We start from the raw sequence: 604 nt of genomic DNA on the forward strand, positions 1-604 counted from the left end.
GGCTGGTTCCATTCGGGCGATCTCGGGGTGAAGCACCCGGACGGCTACATCCAGCTCAAGGACCGCTCGAAGGACATCATCATCTCGGGCGGCGAGAACATCTCGTCGATCGAGGTCGAGGAGGCCCTGTTCAAGCACCCGGCGGTGGCGGCGGCCGCGGTGGTGGCCAAGCCGGACGAGAAATGGGGCGAAAGCCCTTGCGCCTTCGTGGAGCTGAAGGAGTCCGAGATGGTCTCGGCCGAGGAGCTGATCGGCTGGTGCCGCCAGTCGCTCGCCGGCTTCAAGGTGCCCAAGCACGTGGTCTTCACGGAGCTGCCGAAGACCTCGACCGGCAAGGTGCAGAAATTCGTGCTGCGGGAGATGGCGAAGGCCCTGTGACGGGGCGCCGTCGCGAGGCTGCGGGGCCCGCCACCGAGGGACGCTTCCCATGGTCTTGCCGTGGGGGGTCTCGCCGCGGATGGGGCCTGCCGCCCGCTCTGTCAGGCCGCGTTGATCGGGCCGATCCGGGTCAGGAGCCACCGCGCCGAACGCGGGCGCGGCGGCGTTCGGGGATGATTCTGGGCTAGTGCATCACACGGGTGGAGGTCGTCCGCAGGCGACTGCG

Annotated in this window: 1 protein-coding gene; it reads left to right on the forward strand. The window is 68.7% G+C overall.

Annotation, left to right across the window (positions count from 1 at the left end; translation table 11 throughout):
• Positions 1-378, forward strand: a 378-nt coding sequence (locus VP06_RS33185) for an AMP-binding enzyme (RefSeq protein WP_048468091.1), incomplete at its 5' end; no start/stop codon positions are given.
• Positions 379-604: the final 226 nt, after the last annotated feature.

This window comes from Methylobacterium aquaticum, from assembly GCF_001043915.1.
In the GTDB taxonomy this organism is placed as follows: domain Bacteria; phylum Pseudomonadota; class Alphaproteobacteria; order Rhizobiales; family Beijerinckiaceae; genus Methylobacterium; species Methylobacterium aquaticum.